Source organism: Microbacterium fluminis, assembly GCF_051549805.1.
Taxonomy (GTDB): Bacteria; Actinomycetota; Actinomycetes; order Actinomycetales; family Microbacteriaceae; genus Microbacterium.
Map to the genome: position 1 here is coordinate 2,034,109 of NZ_CP196042.1, position 24,835 is coordinate 2,058,943.

General features: G+C 72.0%; 27 protein-coding genes. 19 read left to right on the forward strand and 8 right to left on the reverse strand.

Annotated elements, in window-relative coordinates; genetic code table 11:
* Positions 1-14: 14 nt before the first annotated feature.
* Positions 15-1,334, reverse strand: coding sequence for an exodeoxyribonuclease VII large subunit (gene xseA, locus ACSJDX_RS09850; protein ID WP_438352506.1), 1,320 nt, complete (start codon positions 1,332-1,334; stop codon positions 15-17).
* Positions 1,335-1,572: 238 nt separating this feature from the next.
* Between xseA and ACSJDX_RS09855 the strand changes: the two genes are divergently transcribed.
* The 5 genes from ACSJDX_RS09855 to ACSJDX_RS09875 all read left to right on the forward strand — a co-directional run bounded on the left by ACSJDX_RS09855 (position 1,573) and on the right by ACSJDX_RS09875 (position 5,099).
* Positions 1,573-2,613: a 4-hydroxy-3-methylbut-2-enyl diphosphate reductase gene (locus ACSJDX_RS09855; RefSeq protein WP_438354968.1), complete on the forward strand. Its 1,041-nt coding sequence runs from the start codon at positions 1,573-1,575 to the stop codon at positions 2,611-2,613.
* Complete coding sequence (locus ACSJDX_RS09860) at positions 2,610-3,230, forward strand: DUF6264 family protein (protein WP_438352507.1); 621 nt, start codon at positions 2,610-2,612, stop codon at positions 3,228-3,230. Before ACSJDX_RS09855 ends, ACSJDX_RS09860 begins: the two co-directional genes overlap by 4 nt.
* Positions 3,231-3,307: 77 nt before the next feature.
* Positions 3,308-3,814: a sigma-70 family RNA polymerase sigma factor gene (locus tag ACSJDX_RS09865; RefSeq protein ID WP_438352508.1), complete on the forward strand. Its 507-nt coding sequence runs from the start codon at positions 3,308-3,310 to the stop codon at positions 3,812-3,814.
* Positions 3,811-4,524, forward strand: coding sequence for a zf-HC2 domain-containing protein (locus ACSJDX_RS09870; protein WP_438352509.1), 714 nt, complete (start codon positions 3,811-3,813; stop codon positions 4,522-4,524). Before ACSJDX_RS09865 ends, ACSJDX_RS09870 begins: the two co-directional genes overlap by 4 nt.
* Before the next feature lie 65 nt (positions 4,525-4,589).
* Complete coding sequence (locus tag ACSJDX_RS09875) at positions 4,590-5,099, forward strand: COG4315 family predicted lipoprotein (protein ID WP_438352510.1); 510 nt, start codon at positions 4,590-4,592, stop codon at positions 5,097-5,099.
* 70 nt (positions 5,100-5,169) lie between these two features.
* Here the strand turns inward: ACSJDX_RS09875 and fbaA are convergent, their stop codons facing one another.
* Positions 5,170-6,198, reverse strand: a complete 1,029-nt coding sequence (fbaA, locus tag ACSJDX_RS09880) for a class II fructose-bisphosphate aldolase (protein WP_438352511.1) — start codon at positions 6,196-6,198, stop codon at positions 5,170-5,172.
* A 195-nt stretch (positions 6,199-6,393) separates the two neighbouring features.
* Between fbaA and glpX the strand changes: the two genes are divergently transcribed.
* Both glpX and ACSJDX_RS09890 read left to right on the forward strand, forming a co-directional pair.
* Positions 6,394-7,383, forward strand: coding sequence for a class II fructose-bisphosphatase (gene glpX, locus ACSJDX_RS09885; protein ID WP_438352512.1), 990 nt, complete (start codon positions 6,394-6,396; stop codon positions 7,381-7,383).
* A gap of 119 nt (positions 7,384-7,502) precedes the next feature.
* The gene (locus ACSJDX_RS09890; RefSeq protein WP_438352513.1) at positions 7,503-7,715 is read left to right on the forward strand and encodes a UDP-N-acetylmuramyl pentapeptide phosphotransferase; all 213 of its coding nucleotides are present in this window, start codon (positions 7,503-7,505) and stop codon (positions 7,713-7,715) included.
* A 64-nt stretch (positions 7,716-7,779) separates the two neighbouring features.
* Here the strand turns inward: ACSJDX_RS09890 and ACSJDX_RS09895 are convergent, their stop codons facing one another.
* The gene (locus tag ACSJDX_RS09895) at positions 7,780-9,087 is read right to left on the reverse strand and encodes a DNA recombination protein RmuC (RefSeq protein ID WP_438352514.1); all 1,308 of its coding nucleotides are present in this window, start codon (positions 9,085-9,087) and stop codon (positions 7,780-7,782) included.
* A 60-nt stretch (positions 9,088-9,147) separates the two neighbouring features.
* Positions 9,148-9,771, reverse strand: coding sequence for an exonuclease domain-containing protein (locus tag ACSJDX_RS09900; RefSeq protein WP_438352515.1), 624 nt, complete (start codon positions 9,769-9,771; stop codon positions 9,148-9,150).
* 73 nt (positions 9,772-9,844) lie between these two features.
* Between ACSJDX_RS09900 and ACSJDX_RS09905 the strand changes: the two genes are divergently transcribed.
* The 4 genes from ACSJDX_RS09905 to ACSJDX_RS09920 all read left to right on the forward strand — a co-directional run bounded on the left by ACSJDX_RS09905 (position 9,845) and on the right by ACSJDX_RS09920 (position 13,093).
* On the forward strand, positions 9,845-10,597 hold the full coding sequence (locus tag ACSJDX_RS09905; protein WP_438352516.1) for a class I SAM-dependent methyltransferase: 753 nt from the start codon (positions 9,845-9,847) through the stop codon (positions 10,595-10,597).
* Positions 10,594-11,322 (forward strand): class I SAM-dependent methyltransferase, encoded by a 729-nt coding sequence (locus tag ACSJDX_RS09910; protein ID WP_438352517.1) that lies wholly within the window; start codon positions 10,594-10,596, stop codon positions 11,320-11,322. The genes ACSJDX_RS09905 and ACSJDX_RS09910 overlap by 4 nt, the downstream gene beginning before the upstream one ends.
* 102 nt (positions 11,323-11,424) lie before the next feature.
* Positions 11,425-12,498 (forward strand): redox-regulated ATPase YchF, encoded by a 1,074-nt coding sequence (ychF, locus tag ACSJDX_RS09915; RefSeq protein ID WP_438352518.1) that lies wholly within the window; start codon positions 11,425-11,427, stop codon positions 12,496-12,498.
* A 31-nt stretch (positions 12,499-12,529) separates the two neighbouring features.
* Complete coding sequence (locus ACSJDX_RS09920; RefSeq protein WP_438352519.1) at positions 12,530-13,093, forward strand: alpha/beta fold hydrolase; 564 nt, start codon at positions 12,530-12,532, stop codon at positions 13,091-13,093.
* A 16-nt stretch (positions 13,094-13,109) separates the two neighbouring features.
* Here ACSJDX_RS09920 and ACSJDX_RS09925 read toward each other — a convergent pair whose 3' ends face one another.
* The 3 genes from ACSJDX_RS09925 to ACSJDX_RS09935 are packed head-to-tail and all read right to left on the reverse strand — an operon-like array spanning position 13,110 to position 15,191.
* Positions 13,110-13,460 (reverse strand): LysR family transcriptional regulator, encoded by a 351-nt coding sequence (locus ACSJDX_RS09925; RefSeq protein WP_438352520.1) that lies wholly within the window; start codon positions 13,458-13,460, stop codon positions 13,110-13,112.
* On the reverse strand, positions 13,457-13,897 hold the full coding sequence (locus ACSJDX_RS09930) for a VOC family protein (protein ID WP_438352521.1): 441 nt from the start codon (positions 13,895-13,897) through the stop codon (positions 13,457-13,459). Before ACSJDX_RS09930 ends, ACSJDX_RS09925 begins: the two co-directional genes overlap by 4 nt.
* A gap of 55 nt (positions 13,898-13,952) precedes the next feature.
* Positions 13,953-15,191, reverse strand: coding sequence for an NAD(P)/FAD-dependent oxidoreductase (locus ACSJDX_RS09935; RefSeq protein WP_438352522.1), 1,239 nt, complete (start codon positions 15,189-15,191; stop codon positions 13,953-13,955).
* A gap of 54 nt (positions 15,192-15,245) precedes the next feature.
* Between ACSJDX_RS09935 and ACSJDX_RS09940 the strand changes: the two genes are divergently transcribed.
* The 4 genes from ACSJDX_RS09940 to ACSJDX_RS09955 all read left to right on the forward strand — a co-directional run bounded on the left by ACSJDX_RS09940 (position 15,246) and on the right by ACSJDX_RS09955 (position 19,345).
* Positions 15,246-15,644: a VOC family protein gene (locus ACSJDX_RS09940; protein WP_438352523.1), complete on the forward strand. Its 399-nt coding sequence runs from the start codon at positions 15,246-15,248 to the stop codon at positions 15,642-15,644.
* 64 nt (positions 15,645-15,708) lie between these two features.
* Entirely contained in the window at positions 15,709-16,755 is a 1,047-nt protein-coding gene (locus tag ACSJDX_RS09945) for an iron ABC transporter substrate-binding protein (protein WP_438352524.1), read from the forward strand.
* A 23-nt stretch (positions 16,756-16,778) separates the two neighbouring features.
* Positions 16,779-18,311, forward strand: coding sequence for an ABC transporter permease (locus ACSJDX_RS09950; protein ID WP_438352525.1), 1,533 nt, complete (start codon positions 16,779-16,781; stop codon positions 18,309-18,311).
* Positions 18,308-19,345, forward strand: a complete 1,038-nt coding sequence (locus ACSJDX_RS09955; protein WP_438352526.1) for an ABC transporter ATP-binding protein — start codon at positions 18,308-18,310, stop codon at positions 19,343-19,345. The genes ACSJDX_RS09950 and ACSJDX_RS09955 overlap by 4 nt, the downstream gene beginning before the upstream one ends.
* 42 nt (positions 19,346-19,387) lie before the next feature.
* On the opposite strand, the gene ACSJDX_RS09960 is transcribed toward ACSJDX_RS09955, so the two are convergent.
* Positions 19,388-20,401, reverse strand: a complete 1,014-nt coding sequence (locus ACSJDX_RS09960) for a dipeptidase (protein ID WP_438352527.1) — start codon at positions 20,399-20,401, stop codon at positions 19,388-19,390.
* A gap of 85 nt (positions 20,402-20,486) precedes the next feature.
* Here ACSJDX_RS09960 and ACSJDX_RS09965 point away from each other — a divergent pair, with 85 nt between their 5' ends.
* The 4 genes from ACSJDX_RS09965 to ACSJDX_RS09980 are packed head-to-tail and all read left to right on the forward strand — an operon-like array spanning position 20,487 to position 24,799.
* Positions 20,487-21,161, forward strand: a complete 675-nt coding sequence (locus ACSJDX_RS09965) for a TetR/AcrR family transcriptional regulator (protein ID WP_438352528.1) — start codon at positions 20,487-20,489, stop codon at positions 21,159-21,161.
* Positions 21,158-22,549, forward strand: a complete 1,392-nt coding sequence (locus tag ACSJDX_RS09970; protein ID WP_438352529.1) for a serine hydrolase domain-containing protein — start codon at positions 21,158-21,160, stop codon at positions 22,547-22,549. Before ACSJDX_RS09965 ends, ACSJDX_RS09970 begins: the two co-directional genes overlap by 4 nt.
* Entirely contained in the window at positions 22,546-23,433 is an 888-nt protein-coding gene (locus tag ACSJDX_RS09975) for an alpha/beta fold hydrolase (RefSeq protein WP_438352530.1), read from the forward strand. Before ACSJDX_RS09970 ends, ACSJDX_RS09975 begins: the two co-directional genes overlap by 4 nt.
* A gap of 10 nt (positions 23,434-23,443) precedes the next feature.
* Complete coding sequence (locus ACSJDX_RS09980; protein ID WP_438352531.1) at positions 23,444-24,799, forward strand: MFS transporter; 1,356 nt, start codon at positions 23,444-23,446, stop codon at positions 24,797-24,799.
* The last annotated feature ends 36 nt before the right edge of the window (positions 24,800-24,835 follow it).

A 24,835-nucleotide genomic window follows, 5' to 3' on the forward strand; every position in this document is an offset into this window, starting at 1 on the left:
CGTCTGCTCCGAGCTCATCCGTGCTCCTTCGCCGTCGCGGGGCCGCCCGCGGCCGCCTCTGCGGACTCCGCGATCTCACCCTCGGATCGCGCGGCGATCGAGCCGCGCCCGACGGTGACGGTGAGGTGCGCCCCGGGCGGCGCCTGCCCCGCATCGCGCACGATGACCCCGTCGGCGAGGTGTGCGATCGCGTAACCGCGGGCGAGCGTGGAGGCGGGGGACAGGGCACGCAGCGTCGCGCGCAGCTCGGCGGAACGGCGAGTGTCGGACTCGAGTCGCCGCGCGACGACGTCACGCCCGCGCGACACCTGCATCCACAGCTGCTGCGCGCGCTGTTCGAGCATCGTGTCGGGGGCGCGCAGCGCGGGCCGGGAGCGCAGCTGCTCGAGCTGGGCGATGTCGTGGGCGACGCGCTGGGTGAGGCGCATCGTGAGGCGCGAGCGCAGCTGGCCGACGATCGCGCGCTGCTCGGCGACATCCGGCACCACGCGTTTGGCGGCGTCGGTCGGAGTGGAGGCGCGGAGGTCTGCGACGTCGTCGAGGAGGGGGTGGTCGTTCTCGTGCCCGATGGCGCTGACGACGGGGGTGGATGCCGCGGCCACCGCCCGGAGAAGGCGCTCATCGCTGAAGCCGAGCAGGGTCTGCGGGTCGCCGCCGCCGCGCGCGATGATGATGACGTCGACGTGCGGATCGGCGTCCAGCGCTTTCAGCGCCCCGATCGTCTCGGGCACGCAGCGGTCGCCCTGCACCGCCGCGTACGCGGTGCGGAAGCGCACCTGCGGCCAGCGCAGCTCGGCGTTGCGATGCACGTCCTTCTCGGCGTCGGAGCGCTCACCGGTGATCAGGCCGATCGTGCCGGGGAGGAACGGCAACGGCTTCTTGCGGGCCGGGTCGAACAGTCCCTCTCCGCGCAGCCGGGTGCGCAGGCGCTCGAGCTTTTCGAGCTGATCGCCCAGCCCGACGTGGCGCATCGCCGAGACCGTGAAGGCGAAGTCGCCGGTGCGCGCGAAGTAGTCGGCTTTGACGCACGCGATCACGTGGTCGCCGACCTTCATGTCGTCGCTCATGCGCTGCCGCGTGCTGGACCACAGCCGGAACGAGATCGTGGAATCCGTCGCGAGGTCTTTCAGGCGCCCGAACACGTTGCCGCCGCGCACGTTCCACGAGGTGATCTCGCCCTCCACCCACACAGACCCCCACTTCTCGATGAAGCCGCGGATCGTGTCGTTCAGACGGGAGACGGAGGTCGGCGCCGCCTGGCTGGACTCGCGCGGGTGCACGGAGTCGGGCGGCGGTGCCTGACCCGCGACGGTCTCCGGCTGGAACGACGTCATGGGATCCTCTCCTTCCGGCCGGGCACCCGGCGGGCCCGGGGCCGCCTCGCGGGCTCTCGGCCGGCGTCCGGGTGCGCCCCCGTAGAATCGAGGGGTGAGCACACCGGCCGTACGAATGCCCGTTCCCCGCATTCCCCGGCGGCGCGAGCGCCTCCAGGATATCGCCGTGCCCGGACACAAGCGGGTGCTGCTGGCCGCTCCCCCGTAGAATCGAGGGGTGAGCACACCGGCCGTACGAATGCCCGTTCCCCGCATTCCCCGGCGGCGCGAGCGCCTCCAGGATATCGCCGTGCCCGGACACAAGCGGGTGCTGCTGGCCGCTCCCCGCGGATACTGCGCGGGTGTCGACCGCGCGGTCGTGGCTGTGGAGAAGGCGCTGGAGCGGTTCGGCGCCCCCGTGTACGTGCGCAAGCAGATCGTGCACAACATCCATGTCGTCACGGAACTCGAGGCCCTGGGTGCGATCTTCGTCGAAGAGGTCGACGAGGTTCCCGAGGGCGCCCACGTGGTGTTCAGCGCGCACGGCGTGTCGCCGGCCGTCGTCAGCGCGGCATCCGATCGCCATCTGCTCGCCATCGACGCCACCTGCCCGCTCGTGACCAAGGTGCACAGGGAGGCGGTGCGCTTCGCGAAGAGCGACTACGAGATCCTCCTGATCGGCCACGAGGGCCACGAGGAGGTCGAGGGCACGGCGGGCGAGGCCCCCGAGCACGTCACGATCGTGAACTCTCCCGCGCACGCCGACACGGTCGAGGTGCGCGACCCCTCCAAGGTGGTGTGGCTCTCGCAGACCACCCTGTCGGTCGACGAGACGATGGAGACGGTGCGTCGGCTCCGCGAGCGGTTCCCGCAGCTGCAGGATCCGCCGTCCGACGACATCTGCTACGCCACCCAGAATCGTCAGGTGGCGATCAAGAAGGTCGCGAAGGGCGCCGACCTCGTGATCGTCGTCGGCTCGGCGAACTCGTCCAACAGCGTGCGCCTCGTCGAGGTCGCGCTGGAGTACGGGGCCAAGGCCGCCTACCGCGTCGACTACGCCGACGAAGTCGAGCAGTCGTGGCTGGACGGCGTCGAGACGGTCGGCGTGACCAGCGGCGCCTCGGTGCCGGAGGTGCTCGTGCAGCAGGTGCTGGAGGAGCTCGCCGGTGCCGGCTACCGCGACGTCGAAGAGGTGAAGACGGCGGAAGAGGACCTGCTGTTCTCCCTGCCGAAGGAGCTGCGCCAGGATGCCTCGGGCAACCGCGACGACCGCGCCCTGGGCGGCCGGGGTCGCCCGTGACCGACGAGTGCGCGCCCGGCGACGACGCGGTGACGCCCGTGCCGGACGTCCAGCCGGAGACGCGACCGCGTCCGGCCTACGGCGAGTACGCGACGGCGGAGGAGCAGCGCGCCCGCATCCGCCAGCCCGACGCGACCTATGCACTCGAGACCGGGCAGTCCATCGAACCCTCCGCGCCCTCCGCGCCCTCCGCCGCGCCCGCGTGGACGCCGCCCGAGCGCGTCGTCGACCCAGCCGTCCGCGCCGGCAGGCGGCGCTTCGACGTCACCGCAGCCTGGGTGCTGCTCGGCTACGGCCTGGTCAACGTCGTGCTCACGATCCTCCGACTGCGCGACTACGCCGCCGTCGTGCAGGAGTCGCTCACCCTCGCGGGCATCACCGCGACGTTCACGAACATCGCCGGCGGCCAGCTGTGGGCGACGATCGGCTCGATCCTGCTCGCGCTCGGCTGGCTGCTGACGGCGCTCTGGGTGTTGCGGCGCGGACGCCGGGGCGGTCTCGTGTGGTGGATCCCGCTCGTCGGCGCGGCGGTCAGCTTCGTCGTGCTCACGGTGTGCCTCATGGTTCCGCTGATGACCGACCCCGCCATCGTGTCGGCGATCACCGGGGCGCGCTGACCCGGGTGTGACGCAGCATCCGTCGCCCGATGAACCTTCCGGGGGTCGGTGTCGTGTACGGGGTGAGGAGGTGACGGATGCCTGCCGATGACGAGGCGCGCCTGGTCGCCCTGTTCGACGCGCACGCCGCGCCGATCTGGCGCTACGTCGTGAGCCTCACGGGCGATCGCGCGGGGGCCGACGACGTGGTGCAGGAGACGCTGCTGCGCGCGTGGCGCACGCCGAAGATCCTCGCGGAGGAGGCGGCGTCCGCCCGATCGTGGATGTTCACCGTCGCCCGCAACATCGTCATCGACGAGGCGCGCAGCGCCCGCCGCAGGCACGAGCAGGTGGTCGCCGAGACACCCGAGCGCGTCGCCGCCGACGCCACCGACGCCCTGTTCGAGGGCATACTCGTCGAGGATGCCCTGGCGTCTCTGGGGTTCGACCATCACGCCGTGATCGTCCACGCGTATTACGGAGGTCGCGGCATCCGGGAGATCGCCGCCGAACTGGACATCCCGGAGGGCACCGTGAAGTCGCGGCTGCACTACGGTCTGCGAGCGCTGCGGCTCGCACTGCAGGAGAAGGGGGTGACGCGATGACCAGCCCGGATCACGCGCGCTTCGCCGACTGGGATGCCGCCTACGTGCTGGGGGCGCTCAGCTCCGCCGACCGCCGCGCCTTCGAGGAGCACCTGACCGAGTGCGAGCTGTGCGCCGCCGCCGTCGCCGAGGTCGTGCCGGTGTCGGCGCTGCTGTCCCGCGTCGACGCCGAGCGGGCGCTCGGACTCCTGGCAGAACCCGCCGCGGACGACGAGGCGGACGTCGCGGTCGCGGACGGCCTGCGCGACGCGTTCGTGGCGCGCGTGCGGACCCGTCGTCGGCGACGCCGCGCGACGCTGTGGAGCGCGGTCGCGCTGGCCGCGGCTCTCGTCGTGGCGGCGGCGATCGCGGTGCCGCTTGCCCTCGCCCCGACCCACGCGGTGCAGACGGTGGCCTTCGACAACCTCGCGGGCGTGCCGCTCACGGCCAGCGCCGGGCTCGACCCGGTCGGCTGGGGCACCCGCATCGATCTGGATTGCCGGTACGGCGCCGCCGGGGCCTCCGCGCCCGCGGGCGGCTGGCCGTATGCGCTGGTGGTGACCGCCCTCGATGGCACGGTCAGCGAAGTCTCGAGCTGGCGCGCACGGCCGGATACGACCGCGACGCTGAGTGCGGGCACCGCGCTCGATGTGACTCAGATCCGCAGTATCGAGATCCGCTCCGTGACCACCGGCGCGACCCTCATGCGTGCTGATCTCCCGACGAAGTGAACCGGCAGGATTCCCCTCTCGTTCTCCCTATGACCGCGTCCTGCGGTCCCGGGAAAGGAATCATCATGTCCTCACGCACTGTCCGCTCCGCCCCCCGCATCGCCGCCGCCCTGGCCGCCGCCGTCCTGGCCGTCACCCCCGCCGGGTGCGCCGGCAGCACCGGTGGCACGGCGGCCGCATCCCCGCCCGCGCCGTCGCAGACGACTGCCGCGGCATCCACCGTGTCCCTGGCCACGGCGACCACGTCGCTGGGCACCGTCCTGGTCGACGGCAAGGGCATGACGCTCTACATGTTCGATAAGGACATGCAGAACGCCACGGCGAGCGCGTGCTCGGGGCAGTGCGCGACCACCTGGCCGGCGCTCGAGGTGCCCGCCGGCGAGACGCCGCAGCTGAAGGGCGTCACCGGCACGGTGGGAACGATCACGGGCGTCGACGGCAAGCCGCAGGTCACCCTCAACGGCTGGCCGCTGTACCACTTCGCGAAGGACGCCGCCGCGGGCGATGTCAACGGTCAGGGCGTCAACGGCATCTGGTGGGTGCTGTCGCCCTCGGGTCAGCGGATGGCGGGCTGAGCCCCGCGCTGCGCGGCCCGCTCACGCGAGAGCCCGGCATCCGATCACGGGTGCCGGGCTCTCGCCGTGATCAGGACTGGGACTTGCCGTACGAGCCGAGCTGCTGGGTGGCCTCGACGACGCGGGCGGCCATCGCCGACTCCGCGATCTTGCCCCACGCGCGCGGGTCGTAGGCCTTCTTGCTGCCCACCTCGCCGTCGACCTTCAGCACGCCGTCGTAGTTGGAGAACATGAAGCCTGCGACCGAGCGCGTGAACGCGTACTGGGTGTCGGTGTCGATGTTCATCTTGACGACGCCGTTGGCCACCGCGAGGGCGATCTCCTCGTCGGTCGAGCCGCTGCCGCCGTGGAAGACGAGGTCGAGCGGCTTGGCAGCCGAGCCGAACTTCGCGGCGATGCCCTCCTGGATCTCGCCGAGCAGTTCGGGCTTGAGCTTGACGTTGCCGGGCTTGTAGACCCCGTGCACGTTGCCGAAGGTGAGGGCGGCGATCCAGCGGCCCTGCTCGCCCAGGCCGATCGCCTCGACGAACTTCGCCACGTCGGCGGTCGTCGTGTAGAGCGCGTCGTTCGTGCCCTCGTGCTTGACGCCGTCCTCCTCGCCGCCGACGACGCCGATCTCGACCTCGAGGATCGCGTTGATGGCCTTCATGCGGGGGAGGAGCTGTCGGGCGACCTCGATGTTCTCGTCGAGCGGCACGGCCGAGCCGTCCCACATGTGCGACTGGAAGATCGGGTTGCCGCCGTCGGCGACGACCTTCTCGGACTCGGCGATCAGCGGGAGCACGAAGTCCTCGAGCGCCGGCTTGGGGCAGTGGTCGGTGTGCAGCGCGACGGTGATGGGATAGTTCTTCGCGACCTCGGTCGCGAACTTCGCGAACGCGAGCGCTCCCGTCGCGCGGCCCTTGACGGTGTGGCCGGCGAAGTAGTCGGCGCCGCCCGTCGTGACCTGGATGATGCCGTCGGAGCCGGCCTCGGTCAGCCCCTGGAGGACGGCGTTGATGCTCTGCGAGCTGGCGGCGTTGATCGCCGGGTACGCGAAGCCGCCGGCCTTCGCGCGGTCCAGCATCTCGGCGTACTGCTCGGGGGTGGCGATGGGCATGAAGAGGCTCCTTGCGGCTGTGGGACACGTCCACGGTCACTCTAGCGAAACGGGTGCGGGGACCGGAGGGCTGGATGCCTCGCCCGCACCCGGTGCGGCGAGCGATTGCCGACGCGGCAAGAAACGGCGTTCCTTCGATTCGGGACGCGGCTGCCGGCCCGGTTTTCGGGGTCCGTCCTGACTAGGGTGGGCGTCATGGTGAGCATCACGGGCGACATGAGCCCCCTTCATCCCGACCGCAACCTCGCGCTCGAGCTCGTGCGCGCGACCGAGGCGGCCGCGATCCGCGCCGTGCCCTTCATCGGCCGGGGCGACAAGGAGGCGGCCGACGGCGCCGCCGTCGACGCCATGCGCGCCTTCTTCGACACCGTCAACTTCGACGGCACGATCGTGATCGGCGAGGGCGAGAAGGACAACGCCCCGATGCTGTTCAACGGCGAGAAGGTCGGCAACGGTAAGGGTCCGCAGGCCGATGTGGCCGTCGACCCGATCGACGGCACATCGCTCACCGCCGCCGGCCGGCAGAACGCGCTGTCGGTGATCGCGGTGTCCGACGCGGGGACCATGCTCGACGCGTCGACGGTGTTCTACATGGACAAGCTCGTGACCGGCCCCGCCGGTGTGGGCGTGGTCGACATCCGTCTGCCGATCGGCGAGAACATCCGCCTGCTGGCGAAGGCGCTCGGCAAGCCGGTGGAGGAGATGGTGGTGTCGGTGCTGAATCGTCCCCGTCACGAGCAGCTGATCGCCGACATCCGCGCCGCCGGAGCGGGCACCCGTCTGATGTCCGACGGCGACGTCGCCGGCGGCATCAACGCGGCCCGCCACAACGCGCGCACCGACATGTGCGTCGGCGTGGGCGGCAGCCCCGAGGGCATCGTCACCGCCTGCGCGATCAAGGCGCTCGGCGGGCACATCCAGGGCATCCTGTGGCCGCGCGACGACGACGAGAAGCAGAGGGGCGCGGATGCCGGACTCAAGGTCGACGGGACCGTCTACGAGGCCGATGATCTGGTCCGCGGCAAGAACACGATCTTCGTCGCCACGGGCGTGACCGACGGTCAGCTCGTCGCCGGCGTGCGCCGCGAGGGGGAGTACATCTACACCGAGAGCGTCGTGCTGCGGAACGCCTCGGGCACCCTCCGCCGCATCTCCTCGGAGCACCTCGCCTCGAAGTGGCTCTGAACTCGCAGGCCTGATCCGCTGCGCCACGCCGCTCCTGCGCTTCCCGGGCGGTGTGGGGCATAATCGTTCGCGGAGTCAACGGGGACGCCACGATATCCGTTCGAACGCGAGGGAGATGGATGATGGCTGCACAGATGGGCGGCTCCGCGCCCCAGACCGGTGCACAGGCTGTGATCGCCGACGCCGTCGACCCCGCTCGTCGTCCCGATGTGCTCTTCCGCGTCCGGCGCGACGAAGGTCATCAGATCAGCGCGTGGTGGATGGTCGGCGCGTTCGTGGGCGTCTCGCTCGCGGTGATCGCGCTGCTCAGCTTCGTCCCCGGCGGCATCTGATCCCGCCGGCTCACCGAGCCGGCATCCGGGTGCGTGCCGCGATCGACCGTGCGGCGCGCGTTGCTCACTCGCGGGCGAGGCGCTCGCGCAGGTCGCCCACGTCGGCCGCGGGGTGCCCTCGGTCGAGCCCGAGGCGATCGTCACGGTCGAGCCCGTCGAGCAGCTCGGGAGCCACGAGGTGACGAGGTGACTCCTCGATCGTCGCGGGAGCGGCGACCGCGTCGAGTCTGGTCTGATCGATGCCCGGGAACTTGCGCGCAGTGACCAGCACGCGCGACTCGAGGGATCCGGCGAACCTGTTGTAGCTGGCGATCGTGCGCTCGATCGCCCGCCTCAGGTCGTCGGCATGCCCCGCGAGCCCGCCCAGCCGCTCGTAGAGCTGGTTGCCCAGGTCGAAGAGGGTGCGGGCCTCGGCCGCCACATCCTGCTGGGTCCAGGTGTAGGCGACGGTCTTCAGCACGGCCCACAGATTGACCGGTGAGGCGAGCGCGACCCGCTTCGTGAACGCGTAGTCGAGCAACGAGGGGTCTTCCTCCAGAGCCGCCGCGAGGAGCGATTCGCTCGGGATGAAGCAGACGACGAACTCGGGGCTCGAGTCGAGACCCGCCCAGTAGGTCTTCTTCGCCAGAGCGTCCACGTGCGCGCGGACGGCCTTCACATGGCGCTCCAGCAGGCCGCGCCGCCGGGCGCCCTCCTCGCCCTGCGCGGTCAGCGGGATCGCGGATGCCTCGAGGTACGCATCGAGCGGCGCCTTCGCATCGACCGCGAGCGACTTGCCTCCGGGCAGCCGCACCACCATGTCGGGACGCCCCGCCCCCGCGTCGGTCGTGATCGATGCCTGCAGCTCGAAGTCGACGTAGCGGGTCAGCCCCGCCGCCTCGACGACGCGTCGCAGCTGGGTCTCGCCCCACACGCCCCGCGCGCTGCCCGAGCGCAGCGCGCTCGCCAGCGACTCGGTCGTCGCGCGCAGCGCCTCGCCCGACAATTGCGCGTGCCGCAGCTGCTCGGCGACCGCGCCGAACTGCGTGTGACGGTCGCGTTCGAGGTCGTCGACCTTCTGCTGCATCGCCTGCAACGATTCCTGCACGGGCGCGAGCGCGCGCAGCACGGCCTGCTCGCGGCGCTCCCGCTCCTCGCGGGCCGCCTGGTCGGCGCGCGACTGCGCCGCGAGCTCGCGCGTCAGAGCCCCCTGACGGTCGAGCTCGGCGCGCAGCGCGTGGCCGCCGGCATCCGCCGCCGCCAGTCGTGCGCGCGTGTCGGCGACCTCTTTCGCCGCGCGCGTCGTCGCCCGCGCGGAGCCCGCGAACCAGCCGGCGAGCACGCCGGCGGCGAGGCAGCCCAGGATCAGGGCCGGGTACAGGAATGCGTCCATGGCCTCATCGTGACGGATGCCTCCGACATCACCGATCGCGGGGACGCGGAGGCGATGCGCTCACGCAGCGGCGACGGAAGGGACCGGGGTCTCGAAGAAGACCGGGTCGGGCTCGTCGACGCGGATCCGCGATACGCGCGCGCCCGCGGCGAGCGCCAGCTCCTCGATGTCGGATGCTCCGACGCGGCGCGCGGCGTCGATCATGATGTGCGCGCACGCGAGCGCGTCGGCGAGCGGGTCGTGGTGCGGGAAGTCCGCGAACCCCGCCTCGGCGGCGACGGACGGCAGCCGATACGAGTCGAGCTCGTAGACGCGGCGCGCCACCTGCAGGCTGCACGCGTAGCGGTACGGCGGGCACGTGTCCCCGGTCGCCGCGCAGGCGCGCTTGAGCACCGCCATGTCGAATCCGGCATTGTGCGCGACGAGGACGTCGGCCCCGGCGAATGCCGCGAGGTCGCCGAGCTGCCCGCTCCAGGTCTTGGCGTCGACGACGTCCTCGGCGCGCAGGCCGTGGATGCCGGTGTTCAGCTCGAAGAACCGGTCGTGTCCGGGCGGAGGCTGGATGAGCCATCCTGCGTTCGCGACGACCTTTCCCCCGCGCACCCGGGCGAGCCCCACGGCACACGCCGACGCGCTGCTGGAGTTCGCGGTCTCGAAGTCGATCGCGGTGAAATCCAGGGGCACGCTCCCACCCTCGCGCGAGCCGCGTCGTTCACCCGCCAGGCACGCCGGGACGCGGCGGCCTAGGCTCGTGCACATGGCGGATCGCGCGCAGATGTCCACGTCCTTCGGCGCCGCGGCCGGCGCCTACGAGTCCGGACGTCCCGACTATCCGTCGGCCGCGGTGGAGTGGATGCTGTCGGCCACACCGGGCTCCCCGCCCCGCGTCGCCGATGTCGGGGCGGGAACGGGGAAGCTGACGCGCGTCATCGCGGCGACGGGAGCGGAGGTGGTGGCGATCGATCCGGACGCCGACATGCTCACCGCGCTGCAGGCGCACGTGCTCGGCGTGCCCACCTTCGTCGGAACGGCTGAGCGGCTGCCGCTGCCGGACGCCTCCGTCGACGCGGTGCTCCTCGGACAGGCGTGGCACTGGGTCGACGTCGATGCCGCCTCGGCCGAGACGGCGCGGGTGCTGCGTCCGGGCGGGGTGCTCGGTCTGGTGTGGAACATCCGCGACGAGGCGGTGCCGTGGGTGGCGGAGCTCACCCGCATCATGCACGGCAGCCACGCGGAGGAGATGCTCGCCGGCGAGGGCGTGCGGGTGGCGGCCCCGTTCGGCGTCCTGGAGACCCGGACCTGGCGGTGGACGCGCACGATCACGCGCTCGGCGCTGCGCGACATGGTCGCCAGTCGCAGCTACATCATCACGGCGCCCGAGGCGCAGCGCGCCCGCATCCTCGCCGAGGTGGACGCGCTGTTCACCGCGCACGCGCGGATCGACGCGTCCGGCGTGGAGGTCGCCGACCTCCCGTACCGCACCGAGGCCTTCCGCACGGTGGTGCCGTGACCCCCGGAGACGCCGCGGACTTCGATCCGGTCGCGGGTGTGTACGCCGCCGCGCGGCCGTCCTATCCGGCGGCGGCGGTCGACGTCCTGCTGGACGGCGCCGGCCCGGACGTCGTGGACGTCGGGGCCGGAACAGGGCTCTTCACCCGCCTGCTCCGGGGCGCAGGGCGCTCGATCATCGCGATCGAGCCTTCCGCCGGGATGCTCCGGGAGCTCGTCGCGGCGCTGCCCGACGTGCGAGCGGTGCAGGGGACGGGGGAGCGGATGCCGCTGCCGGATGCCTCCGCCGACGTGGTCGTGTTCGCCCAGGCGTGGCATTGGGTCGAGCCCGTCGCCGCCTCCGCGGAGGCGGCGCGGGTCCTGCGCCCGGGTGGTCGCCTCGGCCTGGTCTGGAATCTCCGCGACGAGCGCGAGGAGTGGGTCCGCGCGCTCGGCACGGCGATGCGCGCCGACGGCGATCACTTCCGAGGTGCGGTCGAGGACCCCGTCGTGAGTCCCCCGTTCGGCGAGCCGGAGCGGTTCCTCGCTGCGTGGACGCGCATGGTCACGGCCGACGAGCTCCTCGCGGACGTCCGCTCCCGCAGCTACTTCGCGCTGCTCGAGCCCGCCGCACAGCGTGCCGTCATCGCGGATGTGGAGTCGGTCCTGGCCGCACGCGCTCCAGAGGACGGCGAACGTCACGCACTGCCGTACGTGACAGCATCCTTCCGCTATCGCCGTCCCTGACCGCGCGGGGCCGACCGGCTCGGATCCGATCTCCGCTCCACGCACCCGGGCACGGCGGCCGCCGCGGGGTCGCCGCATCCCGCCCCCGTAGACTTGACCCCCGTGGCTCTCACTATCGGCATCGTCGGCCTGCCCAACGTCGGCAAGTCCACCCTGTTCAACGCGCTGACCAAGAACGACGTGCTCGCGGCGAACTACCCGTTCGCGACGATCGAGCCCAACGTCGGCGTCGTGAGCCTGCCCGACGCGCGTCTGGCGAAGCTCGCCGAGGTGTTCTCCTCCGAGCGGATCCTCCCTGCGACGGTGTCGTTCGTCGACATCGCGGGCATCGTCCGCGGCGCGTCTGAGGGGGAGGGCCTGGGCAACCAGTTCCTCGCGAACATCCGCGAGGCCGACGCGATCGCCCAGGTGGTGCGGGGCTTCACCGACGACGACGTCGTGCACGTCGAGGGCGGGGTGAACCCGAAGAACGACCTCGAGACCATCAACGCCGAGCTCATGCTCGCCGACCTGCAGACGCTGGAGCGGGCGATCCCGCGGCTCGAGAAGGAGGTCAAGGGCAAGAAGACCGATCCGTCGGTGCTCGAGGCCGCCGTCGCGGCGAAGGATGCGCTGGAGCGCGGCACGCTCCTGTCGGCCGCAGGTGTCGACCTCGCCGCGATCCGCGAGCTGGGCCTGCTCACCGCGAAGCCGTACATCTACGTCTTCAATGTCGACGAGGCGGTTCTGACGGATGCCGCGGCCAAGGCGTCGCTGGAAGCGCTCGTCGCCCCGGCCCACGCCGTCTTCCTCGACGCGAAGATCGAGTCGGAGCTCATCGACCTCGACCCCGCCGACGCGGCGGAGCTGCTCGCCTCGACGGGTCAGGACGAGTCGGGTCTCGATCAGCTCGCGCGGATCGGGTTCGACACCCTCGGTCTGCAGACCTACCTCACCGCCGGGCCGAAGGAGGCCCGCGCCTGGACGATCCCGCGGGGCGCGAAGGCGCCGCAGGCGGCGGGCGTCATCCACACCGACTTCGAGAAGGGCTTCATCAAGGCCGAGGTGATCTCGTTCGACGACCTCATCGACGCCGGCTCGATCCTCGAGGCCCGCTCGCGCGGCAAGGCGCGCCTGGAGGGCAAGGACTACGTGATGCGCGACGGGGATGTCGTGGAGTTCCGCTTCAACAACTGACCCGGTTCCGATCACGAGAGGACTCCGCCCCATGACCGACACCCAGATCTTCGAGCCCGACGGCCGTGCCGTGCCCTTCGCGGTGGAAGGCGAGGGCCCCGTCGCCCTCGTGCTGCTGCCCGAGAACGAGATCGGCGCCGACGGGCTCGGCGTCATCTCGCACTACCTCGTCGAGGAGGCCGGCTTCCATGTCGTGCGCATCGGCGCCCGCGCCGACTCCGAGACGGTCGCCGATCGGGTCGACGACGTCGTCGCGGTGCTCGACCACATCGGGCTCGAGCACGCCTGGATCGGGGGACACGGCGTCGGCGGCACCGTGGCGCGCGTGTTCGCGAACGCGCACACCGACCGCTCGAACGGGCTGCTGCTGCTCGGCGTCGAGGACGAGGACATCGCGCTCGCCCCGCAGATCCCCGTGCTGATCATCCAGGGCGCGGCGGATGAGGTCACCCCGCCCGCGAACGGCGAGCGTCTGCAGACGACCGCTCCCGAGCGCGCGAGCGTGAAGAACCTGGACGCCGCCGGTCATCTGTTCCCGCTCGATCACCCCATCGAGACCGCGTTCATCATCGAGGAGTACCTCGACTGGGACTGACGCCCGGTTCCCCGGGTCAGCGCCCCTGACGCTTCTTGAACGGCTTCGGCTCGCCCTTGACCACCGGGGCGCGACCCTTGCCCTTGGACGCCTTGGCCTTGCCGCCCGAGGGCCCGGACGGTCGCGCCGGCGGCGCGGGCGCCTCCGCGATCCGTCGACGCGCCTCGTCCAGGAGGAGCGCGCCCGCCGGGGTCAGGGTCCATCCCGACCGTGCGCGCGTGAACAGCGGATGCCCGGCCTCCTCCTCGAGTCGGTCGATCGTCGTGTACAGCGACGCGAGAGCGGCGCCGGTCGCGTCCGCCGCGCGGGGGACGTGGTTGCCCGCGTCGACGATGGCGACGAAGTGTCGGAGCTGGGCGATCTTCACGAGCTGCGCGTCAGATCCTGCGCGAGCATGACGAGGATGCCGCTCGGTCCGCGGAGGTAGGTCAGCTTGTAGACGTCCTGGTAGTTCGCGACACCGCGCAGGGGAAGGCATCCGTGTCGCGCCGCGATCGCCAACGACTCGTCGATGTCGTCGACTGAGAACGCGACGCGATGCATGCCGATCTCGTTCGGCAGCGTGGGCTCGGTCTCGATCGCATCGGGGTGGATGTACTCGAACAGCTCGAGCTGACCGTGCCCGTCGGGCGTGGCGAGCACCGCGATGCGCGCATGGTTTCCGTCGAGTCCGACGGCCGTGTCGGCCCACTCGCCGCTGACCGTGTCGCGGCCGACGAGCGTGAGGCCCAGGTCGGTGAAGAAGGCGATGGTGGCGTCGAGGTCGCGTACGGCGATCCCGACGTTCTCGAGGGTGATCGGCATGCTCCGGATGCTATCGGTCGGGGTGCGACGCTTCGACACGTTCGGCGCCCGGCCATCACGCCCCGGCGAGGATGGCCCCGGCGACGCGGTGGCCCGACACGAGCGCGCCCTGGATCGACGCGGTGTCGCGATGGTCGCCGGCGACGTACACGTGCTCGCGCACCCGCGCAGGGCTCGTGACCCGCAGCGGGGCGGTCTGCGCGGGCAGCGCGTCGGGCACGTCGTCCCGACGCAGCAGCTCCCACCCGGCCACGTCGGCCTCCCAGATCTCGCCGAGCTGACGCCGCACGTCGGCCTCGGTCGCCGCGCTCGGCAGCAGGCACGTCGCCTGCACGAGCTGATGCCCCGCGGGCGCATAGCTCGGCGCGGTGCGCGACATCACGACGGTGTTCACGATCGGTCCGCGGCGGCGTCCGTCGACGCTGAGGAGAGCGGATGCCGGAGCCCCGGCATCCGTCCGGAACCACCACGTCTGAAGGCCCCGCGTCGCCGGTCGCGGCACGGGGATGAGGTCGGAGACGGCATCCGGACCGACCGCCACCACCACCGTCCGGGCCGTGATCGGGTCGGCGCCGACGATGTCGACCTCCACCGCGCCCCTTCCCGCCGCGAGGCGTGCCACGCGATGGCCGGTGCGGATCTCGGCACCGAGTCGTCGTGCCGTCGCGGCCAGCTGCCGGGGGAGTGCCTCGATCCCTCCGGCGGGAAGCCCAGGAGCTCCGAGGGCGAACATGCGCACGAGCAGGCGCACGAACGCGTCGGACGTCTCACCCGCATCGTCGGCCAGCACTCCGGCAAGGAACGGCTCGAGCACCTCGGTGCGCACCGGTCCGTGCAGGTCGGCGCGGTTCCACCCTTCGCGCAGAGTGGCGTCCCGCCCGCCGATCACCCCTCGCGGCGCGACGATCGCCGGCCCCGCCCAGCGGGCGAGCGCGGCGAGGTCGCGGGGCCGCAGCATCCGGCTCCGCACCGTCGCCGCCAGCAGGTCGGGGTGACGCAGAGGGTGCGCGAGCACCTGCACGGTGCGCGCGCGCCGCACCCGCACCGCGACGGGGAACGAGCGCAGATGGAGTGCGTCGACATCGATCCACCGCCGCACCGCCGGGTAGGCCGGGTTCAGCACCTGGAATCCGCGATCGAGCAGGAAGCCGTCCACGGTGTCGGTGCGCTGTCGTCCGCCGACGCGGTCGGATGCCTCGACCACCACTACGTCGCGGCCTGCGGACGCCAGGCGCCCGGCCGCGCGCAGTCCCGCGAGCCCGGCGCCGATCACGACGACATCGTGGAGAGGCATGGACCGAGCCTACGGCGAGGTGCCGGCGCTGCGACCGGCTGGAAGACTGGGGGGATGCTCGTCTTCGACCACCTCGGGATCACCGTCATCGACCTCGCCCGCGGGATCGCCCAGTTCGATCCGGTGATGACGGCGCTCGGCTTCGCGCGGCAGGACGCGGACGGATCGGTGTCGTGGTGGCGCGAGGGGGAGCCCGAGCTCATCCTGTTCCCCGCCCGCGAGGCGGAAAACGGCGCGCACCGTCATGGGACGGTCGGCTGGCAGCACCTCGCGTTCGCGCTGGCGTCCCGCGCGGAGGTCGACCGTCTGCACGAGATCGCGGTGTCGGCGGGCTGGTCCGCCGTGCGCGATCCGAAGCCCTATCCGAGGTTCAACGATCGCTACTACGCCTCGTTCGTCGAGGACGACAGCGGAATCCGTATCGAGTTCATGCACAATCCGCCGGCCGCGTGACAAGGCGGATTCGACCGTCGAGTTAGGTGAGGCTAAGCTGAGCGCAACCCAACGAAAGGACACCATGAAACGTCGCGCCCTTCCGCTCCTCGCCGTCGCCGCCACGGCTGCCCTCGCCCTCGCCGGGTGCAGCAGCTCCGCCGCCCAGCCGTCCGGCTCCTCGAGCCCGAGCTCGCTCGCGGGCGCATCGATCACCGTGTACAACGCGCAGCACGAAGAGCTCACGCAGGCGTGGGCCGACGCGTTCACGAAGGAGACGGGTGTGACGGTCACCCTGCGCAACGGCTCCGACTCCGAACTCGCCAACCAGATCGTGCAGGAGGGTGCCGCCTCGCCCGCCGACGTGCTGCTCACCGAGAACTCCCCGGCCATGTCGCTCGTCGAGAACGCCGGCCTCTTCGCGCCGGTCGACCAGTCCACGATCGACCAGGTCCCCGCCGAGTACCGCCCTTCGACCGGGGCCTGGACCGGCATCGCCGCCCGCTCGACCGTGATGGTCTACAACCCGTCGCTCATCACCGAGGCGCAGCTCCCAGCATCCCTCCTCGACCTCGCCAAGCCCGAGTGGAAGGGCCGCTGGGCGGCCTCGCCGTCGGGTGCCGACTTCCAGGCCATCGTCTCGGCCGTGCTCGAGCTCGAGGGCAAGGACGCGACCGTGCAGTGGCTTACCGGCATGAAGGACAACTACGCGCCGTACAAGGGCAACAGCACGGTCATGAAGGCCGTCAACGCCGGTGAGATCCCGCTCGGCGTGATCTACCACTACTACTGGTTCATCGACCAAGCGGGCACCAAGGAGGGCAGCGCCAACACGCAGCTGCACTTCGTGAAGAACCAGGACCCGGGAGCCTTCGTCAGCATCTCGGGCGGCGGCGTGCTCGCCTCCAGCAAGAACCAGGCGGCCGCGCAGGCGTTCCTCGCGTTCATCACCGGCAAGGCCGGCCAGGACGTGCTGCGCACCGGCACGAGCTTCGAGTACACGGTGTCCAGCGGCGTCGACGCAAACGCCGCCCTGCCGCCGCTCAGCACGCTCGACGCTCCGAAGGTCGACCCGTCCAAGCTCAACAGCACCGAGGTCACCGATCTGATGACCGCGGCGGGCCTGCTCTGACCACGAGCACGACCCGGAGGGTCGTGGCCGACCGGCCACGGCCCTCCTTCGTGCTGCTCAGCGCCGCGATCCTGATCGCGGCGCTGCTGCTCGTCCCCGTCGGATTCGTCGTCACCGTCGTCGCCCAGACCGGCTGGGACACGCTCGCTCCGCTCGTCTTCCGTCCGCGCGTGGGCGAGCTGCTGCTCAACACCGTCCTGCTCGTCCTGCTCGGCGTGCCCGCGTGCGTCGTCGTGGGCGTCGCGGGGGCGTGGCTCGTCGAACGCAGCGACCTTCCCGGCCGGCGCGTGTGGGGCGTGCTGCTGGCGGCACCGCTCGCCGTGCCCGCGTTCGTCTCCAGCTACGCCTGGGTCGACTTCATCCCCTCGATCGGGGGACTCGGCGGGGGCCTGCTCATCTCGGTGCTGGCCTATGCGCCGCTGGTCTACCTCCCGGCGCTCGCGGCTCTCCGCGGGCTCGATCCGGCCCACGAGGATGCCGCACGGTCGCTCGGTCTCGCACCGTGGGCGGTGTTCCTCCGCGTCGTGCTGCCGCAGCTGCGTCTGGCCATCTGGGGCGGCGGGCTCGTGGTGGGGCTGCACCTCCTCGCCGAGTACGGGGCGTTCGCCCTCATCCGGTTCGACACGTTCACCACGGCGATCATCGTGCAGTTCCAGTCGACATTCGCCGGCCCCGCCGCCAACGCGCTCGGCATCGTGCTGACGCTGCTGTGCCTGGTCCTGCTCGTCATCGAAGGCGGCACGCGCGGCACGCGCCGCTACGCGCGGGTTGGCTCCGGCGCCCCGCTCGCCCCGACCCGCACGCGCCTCGGCTGGACGGTCGTCCCCGTGGTCTGCGGCATCCTGGTCTACCTCGCCGCCGCGGTCGGCGTGCCGCTGGCCCGGATCGGCTACTGGCTCACGTTCGGCGACCCGTGGGGGCAGCGCGCGATGCCGCAGGCGATCGGCACGACCCTCGCGCTGGCGCTGGCCGGAGCGATCGTCGTGGTAGTGCTGGCGATGCCCACCGCATGGATCAGCGTGCGGTACGCCGGTCGCGCCGCGCGTATCCTCGAGGGGGCGGGCTACCTCGCCAGCAGCCTGCCGTCGATCATCATCGCGCTGGCGCTGGTCACGGTGACCATCCGCCTCGTCCCCTCCCTGTACCAGACCGCCGTCACGGTGCTGGTCGCCTACGTCATCATGTTCATGCCCCGTGCCCTCGTCTCCCTCCGCTCCGGTATCGCGCAGGCCCCGCCGGGCCTGGAGGATGCGGCGCGGACCCTGGGAGTTGCGCCCTTCGCCGCGCGGGCGCGCGTGACGCTCCCGCTCATCGCACCGTCGGTGTTCGCCGGCGCGGCGCTGGTCGCCCTCGGCATCGCCAACGAGCTCACCGCGACGCTGCTGCTCGCCCCCAACGGCACGCGCACGCTCGCGACCGAGTTCTGGTCGGCGAGCAGCTCGGTGGCGTACTCGTCGGCGGCGCCCTACGCGCTGCTGCTCATCGCGGCATCCGTCCCCGCCGTCGCGATCCTCTTCGCCCAGGCCCGCCGCGGCTCCCGGGTGGCACCCGCATGAGCGCGCTCGACCTCGACCGCGTGTCGGTCGACCTCGGCCGGTTCCGCGCACTGGACGCGGTCTCGCTGAGCCTGCGGGCGGGGTCGCGTCTGGCCGTCGTGGGCGCGTCGGGCAGCGGCAAGAGCACGATGCTGCGTGCGATCGCCGGCCTTCTCGACGTGTCCGACGGCACGATCTCGGTCGACGGGAGTGCGGTCGCCGGGGCCGGTCGGATGACTCCCGCGCATCGCCGCGGCATCGGCTACGTGCCGCAGGACGGTGCGCTCTTCCCTCATCTGACGGTGGAGCGCAACATCCGGTTCGGACTGCGCCGCGGTCCGGGGCGAGCGCGGCGGATCGCCGAGACGGCGGAGCTCGTGGGCCTGGAACCGGGGCTGCTCGGTCGCTTCCCGCACGAGCTGTCGGGCGGCCAGCAGCAGCGCGTCGCCCTCGCCCGCGCACTCGCCGTGCGCCCGCGCATGGTCCTGCTGGACGAACCGTTCAGCGCGCTCGACACGGGGCTCCGCGAACGCGCCCGGCAGGCCGTCGTCGACGTGCTCGAAGCCGGCGGCATCACCGCGGTGCTGGTCACCCACGATCAGGACGAGGCGCTCACCTTCGGAGACGCGATCGGCGTGCTCGATCGCGGGCGCCTCGCTCAGGCCGGATCGCCCGACGAGGTGTTCGACGATCCGGCGACCGCCGACGTGGCCGCGTTCCTCGGCCCGGCGTGCTTCCTCGCGGGAGAGGGTGCGGGCGAGGTCGTCGAGACCGCGTTCGGCAGCGTGCCGCTGCGCCGTCGTCACGGCTCGGGAGTGCACGTGCGGGTGATGCTCCGGCCCCATCAGCTCGTCGTGGCGCAGGAGACGGATGCCGCGCCCGCCCGCGTGCGCTCCCTGACCCGCCACGGCGCGGTGCTCGCCCTCGAGGTCGAGGCCGCCCGCACGGGGGAGCGGGTGCACCTCGAGGTGCCGGTGGACCGGCTGCCGGGGATCGGCGTCGGACACGCCGTCTCCGTCGCCGTCGGCGGCACCGGTGTGGGATACGCCGACTGAGGGGCCCCGCGCGATCGCCGCGCGGAGATCACGGCCGGTGTCTCACCCGTCGAGACGCAGGTTCGCGCGCAGGAAGCCCACGAGGTTCTCGCCCGCGATGCCGTCGACCTCGTGCGCCGGTCGCGCGCTCGCCTGCAGCGCGGCCCGCACGAGGGGGAGGCCGGCGGGGCCGTCCAGCCCCGGGACGACGAGGTCGACATCCGTCCCCTCGATGAAGAACGGGCGGTCGGCGGGCGGGATCAGCTCCGAGAAGATCTCCACGCAGAAGTCGCTGCCGATGCCGACGTTCTCGGGTCCGACGACCGCGGCGAGGTGGTCGATCTGCGCGACCACCTCGTCCATGCCGGGCTCGTGCGCCGAGAGGTAGCCGGCGCACAGGTTGAGGCAGACGAGCCCGCCGGTGTCGCGGATGCCGCGCAGCACGTCGTCGGCCAGGTTGCGGTGGTGGTCGAACAGCGCGCGGGCGCCGGAGTGGCTGGCGAGCAGCGGCCGGGTGGCGATCTCGAGGAGGTGCTCGACGCCGGCGATCCCGAGGTGCGAGAGGTCGACGATCACCCCGAGCGACTCGAGCAGGGCGACGGCCTCGACGCCCGCCGCGGTCAGCCGACCGCCGGTGGCGTCCTCGCCGGAGCCGTCCGCGAGGGCGGTGCGCCCGAAGTGGGCGAGCGACACCATCCCCACGCCCAGTCGCGCGAAGGTCTGCAGCAGTTCGACGTCGGCCGCCACCTGCGAGGCGCCCTCGATCGCCAGCACGAGGGCGATGCGTCCCGACGCGATGGCCGCGTCGATCTCGAGGCCGTTCCGGCAGAGCGCCACGATGTCGTCGTTCTCGTCGGCGATGCGGTGCGCGGCCTCCAGCATCCGCAGCGTGCGTCGCAGGGCGGTCTCGGGCTGCAACGGCCAGTTGCAGTCGATCGCCAGCACCTGCAGGTCGATGCCGCCCGCGCGCAGCTGCGGATACCAGTGCGCGCGGAAATAGGCCCCCCACTGCGCCGGGGGGCGGCGCGCGACGAGGATCAGCAGGTCGTTGTGGGCGTCGGCGATCTCCGCGGTCATTGCATCTTCCTTCGCTCGAATGTCTAATGTACAGTGTTCATTTCAAGAGCCGGATTCGCAAGACCGACGCACCGGAAGGGGCCTCATGACCGACACGACGGTCCGCCGCCGCGGACGGGGCGTCTCCGCCGGACTCACGCGCGAGCGCATCCTCGATGCCACCGCACGCCTGGTCGACGACCGCGGTTTCGATGCCGTGTCGGTGCGCTCCGTCGCCGCCGCACTGGGGGTCTCGCCGGCCGCGATCTACAACCACATCACCGACCGGTCCGATCTGGTGGACGCGCTGGCCTACTCCTTCGTCGAGCGGGAGATGCTCACCGGCATGCCCGACGACCTCGACGACCTCGACGCCGTGCGAGAGATGGCCCGCCGCCTGCATCGCGCCGGGTGCCGGCATCCCTCCCTCCTCCTCGCGATCATCGGCCACCGCCCCGAGCACGTCCGGACCGCTCAGCAGATGTTCGGCGAGCGCATGGTCGGTCATCTGCTCGCCGCGGGCGCGACCGTGGCGCAGGCGCAGCTCGTCTACCGCGTGCTGCTGTCGCTCGCGGCCGGCGCGGCCGCGGGCGTCCGCAACCTCGCACGGCCGTCGCGCGTGTCGGTGGCCGAGCGCATGGAGCGTCAGCTGGCGGCATCCGATGATCCCGTCGTCGCGCGCGTCATCCACACGATGCCCGAGCTCGGAGACGAGGCGGCGTTCGAGGACCAGATCGAACTCGCCCTCGCGCCGATCACGGCCGCAGGAGGCGCGCGATGAGCGGCGTGCTCGACGCCCAGCACTGGCACAGACGGCTGACGGAGCTCGCGGCGCGGCACGGCGTGCCGGGGGTGCAGCTCGGGATGCTGCGCCTCGGCGTCGACGGCGCTCCCGACGAGCGCGTCGAGGTCGCGACCGGGGTGCTCAGCACGCGGACGGGGTTCGCGGCATCGCCCGACGCGCTCTTCCAGATCGGCTCGATCACGAAGGCCTGGACGGCGACTCTCGTGCTGATGCTCGTCGACGAGGGGCGTCTCGGCCTCGACACGCCCGTCGCGGAGATCATCCCGGGTTTCGCGCTGGCCGATCCGGAGGTCGCGCGCGCCGTGACCGTGCGACACCTCCTCACCCATACCAGCGGCATCGACGGCGATCTGTTCGTCGACACCGGCCGTGGCGACGATTGCCTCGAGCGCTACCTGGGCGTGCTCGCCTCCGCGGAGCAGAGCCACCCCCTCGGCGCGACGTGGTCGTACTGCAACGCCGGCTACAGCCTGCTCGGCCGCATCGTCGAGGTGCTCACGGACCGCACGTGGGACGACGCGCTGCGCGAGCGCCTCACCGGGCCGCTCGGGCTCTCCCGCACCGCGACGCTGCCCGAGGACGTGCTCCTGCACGCCGCGGCCATCGGCCATCGCGACGACGACGGGGAGCCCGTCCCGGTGTCGCGCTGGCACCTGCCGCGCTCCGCCGGGCCGGGCGGGGCGGTCTCGGCCGCCGCCGGCGACCTGCTCGACTTCGCGCGGATGCACCTCGCGGGCGGACTGCTGCCGGATGGAACGCGCGTGCTCAGCGCGGAGTCGGCTGCGGCGATGGCCTCCCACCAGGTCGATCTGCCCGATCCGTACGTGCTCGGCGACTCGTGGGGGCTCGGCTGGATCCGCTACGACTGGAGCGGGCATCGCCTGTACGGTCACGACGGCAACACCCTCGGCCAGGCCGCGTTCCTGCGGGTGCTGCCCAAGCAGGGCCTCGCGGTGACGCTGCTGGCCAACGGCGGCCACACCCGCGACCTGTTCGAGGAGCTGTACCGCGAGATCTTCGACGAGGTCGCCGGCATCGGGATGCGGCCTCCGTTCGCTCCTCCAGAGGTGCCCGTCGAGGTCGACGTCACTCCGTTCCTCGGGCGGTACGCGCGCGTCGGATCGACGCTCGAGGTGGAGCAGGGTGCGGATGGACCGCTTCTGCGGACGACCGCGACCGGACCGGTGGCGGCGCTCCTCGGCGGCCCGCCCCAGGAGTTCGCGCTGCATCCCGTCGAACCCGGCACCTTCGCCGTGCGCCCACCGGGCACCGACACGTGGCTGCCCGTCACGTTCTACCGCCTCGCCGACGGCGGCGAGTACATCCATTTCGGCGCGCGCGCGGCGGGGAAGGCGATCTCATGACCACGGAGTTGCGAGCCATCCGCCTCGCCGACGGGCGCGGCCTCGCGTGGCGCGAGTACGGCGATCCCGACGGCCTGCCGTGCCTCTACCTCTCCGGCACGCCGGCGTCGAGTCTCGCCGGCGCCGCGTTCGACGACCTCGCGCGCGCCGAGCGCGTGCGCTGGATCTCGGTCGACAAGCCCGGGTACGGCGCGAGCGACTTCGACCCGCGGCGCACGCTGCTGCGCGCCGGCGACGAGTCGCGCCAGCTCGCCGACGCGCTGGGCCTGGACCGCATCGCCGTGGTGGGGGAGTCGGGCGGCGGTCCTTTCGCGCTCGCGACCGCGTACGTGATGCAGGAGAAAATCACGACGGCCGTCGTCGCGTGCGGCCTGGCGCCGTGGGGCGCCGGTCTCGACGTGCAGGCGATGAGCCCCGCCCTGCGCTTCATGATGCGGGCGGCGCGCTCGGCGCCCTGGCTGCTGCCTCCGCTGCTGAACACGATGCGGCGACGCCTGGCCCGGCCGGATGCGGCCACCGCCGGACTGGAGAAGAGTCTGGAGACCGCCGTCCCGGCCGAGCGGTACGCGCCGGAGGTGCGCAGGACGGCGCTGGCCACCCTGCCCGCCATCCTCGACGCGCTCGGCGGCGGTCCACGGGCGGCGGTGCAGGAGCTGCGCATCGTCACCCACGACTGGGGCTTCGAGCGGTCCGCCATCCGATGCCACGTCGACATCATCCACGGCGAGCTCGACACGAACGTCCCCGTCTCCAGCGCCCACTCCAACGCTGCGGCGATCCCCGACAGCACCCTCGAACTGTTCCCCGACCTCGCCCACGCCGCCTCGTCGGTGCAGGCGCCACGCATCCTGCGGCTCGTGGCCGCGGCATCCGCTGCTCGATGAAGAGGTAGACATGTCCCAGGAATCACCCGCCCCCGCCGCCGACGACGTGCCGCTGTACGCGACCGAGCTCGCCGAGGAGATCCCGGCGACGACCGCCGCCGACCCCGTCACCCCGCTGGGACGACTCATCACCGCGATCATGTTCTCGACCGCAGGCGCGTTCGGTGCGACGCTGGCGCCGCTGCAGCTGCTGCTGACGATCCACATGGTGCGGATCGGAGGCGAGGGCGCGGCGATCAGCTTCGGCTTCGTCGCCGGGGCCGGCGCCGTTGCGGCGCTCGTGGCCAATCCGCTCGCCGGCCGACTCAGCGACCGCACGACCGCGGCGCTCGGGCGACGTCGCACCTGGATCCTCACCGGCGCGACGACCGGCTCGCTGGCTCTGGCGGCCGTCGTGTTCACCACGCAGGTGTGGCAGGTCGTGGCGGTGTGGGCGGTGGTGCAGGCGATGTTCACCGTGCAGACGGCCGCCACGAGCGCCCTGCTCGCCGACCAGGTGCCGCCGCAGCGACGCGGCGGCGTGTCGGGGCTCATGGGACTGGGGCTGTCGATCTTCCCGCTCGTCGTGCTCGCCGTCGTCAGCGCGGTCGGCGACTCGCCCCTGCAGTGGGCGATCTGCGTCGCGGTCGGCCTCATCGGCGGCGTGGTCGCCGCGCTGCTGCTGCGCGAGCGTCCGCTCGCCCGCGCCGCCGGCGCGCCCCGGCTCACGCTGAAGGAGGTCGTCGGCTCGTACTGGCTGAGCCCCCGTCGTCACCCCGCGTTCGGCTGGGCGTGGATCACGCGGTTCCTCGTGTACTGCTCGTTCGCGACCTCGACCTATACGGCGTTCTTCCTCCTCGACCGTTTCGGTCTCACCACGGATGACCTCGGCCCGATCGTGCTGGCGATCGCCGGCATCTCGATCCTGGTGCTCGCGGTGACCAGCGTGGCGGGCGGATTCCTGTCCGACCGGCTCCGCCGGCAGAAGCCGTTCGTGTTCGTCGGCGCCCTTCTCGCCGCGACCGGGCTCGTGCTCACGGTCTTCGCCCCCTCGGTCGAGGTGCTCTACCTCACCTCCGCGATGAACGCGATCGGCGCGGGTCTCATGTACTCGGTCGACAACGCCCTGTGCGTGCGGATGCTCCCCGACGCCGGCGACGTCGGCAAGGACTTCGGCATCATCAATCTCGCCAACCAGCTGCCGACCTCGATCGTGCCGTTCGTGGCCCCCGCTCTTCTGGCGCTCGGCGGCTTCCCGGCCCTGTACCTGACGCTCGCCGCCCTCGGACTGCTCGGAGCATTGACCCTTCTGCGGCTGCCCGAGATCGGGCACGAGGGCGACCCGCGCTGGGCGCAGATCACCCGCGAGCCCGCGCCGGTGGCGTAGCCCGCAGCCGCCCGGTCGCCTCGACCGGGATCGGGC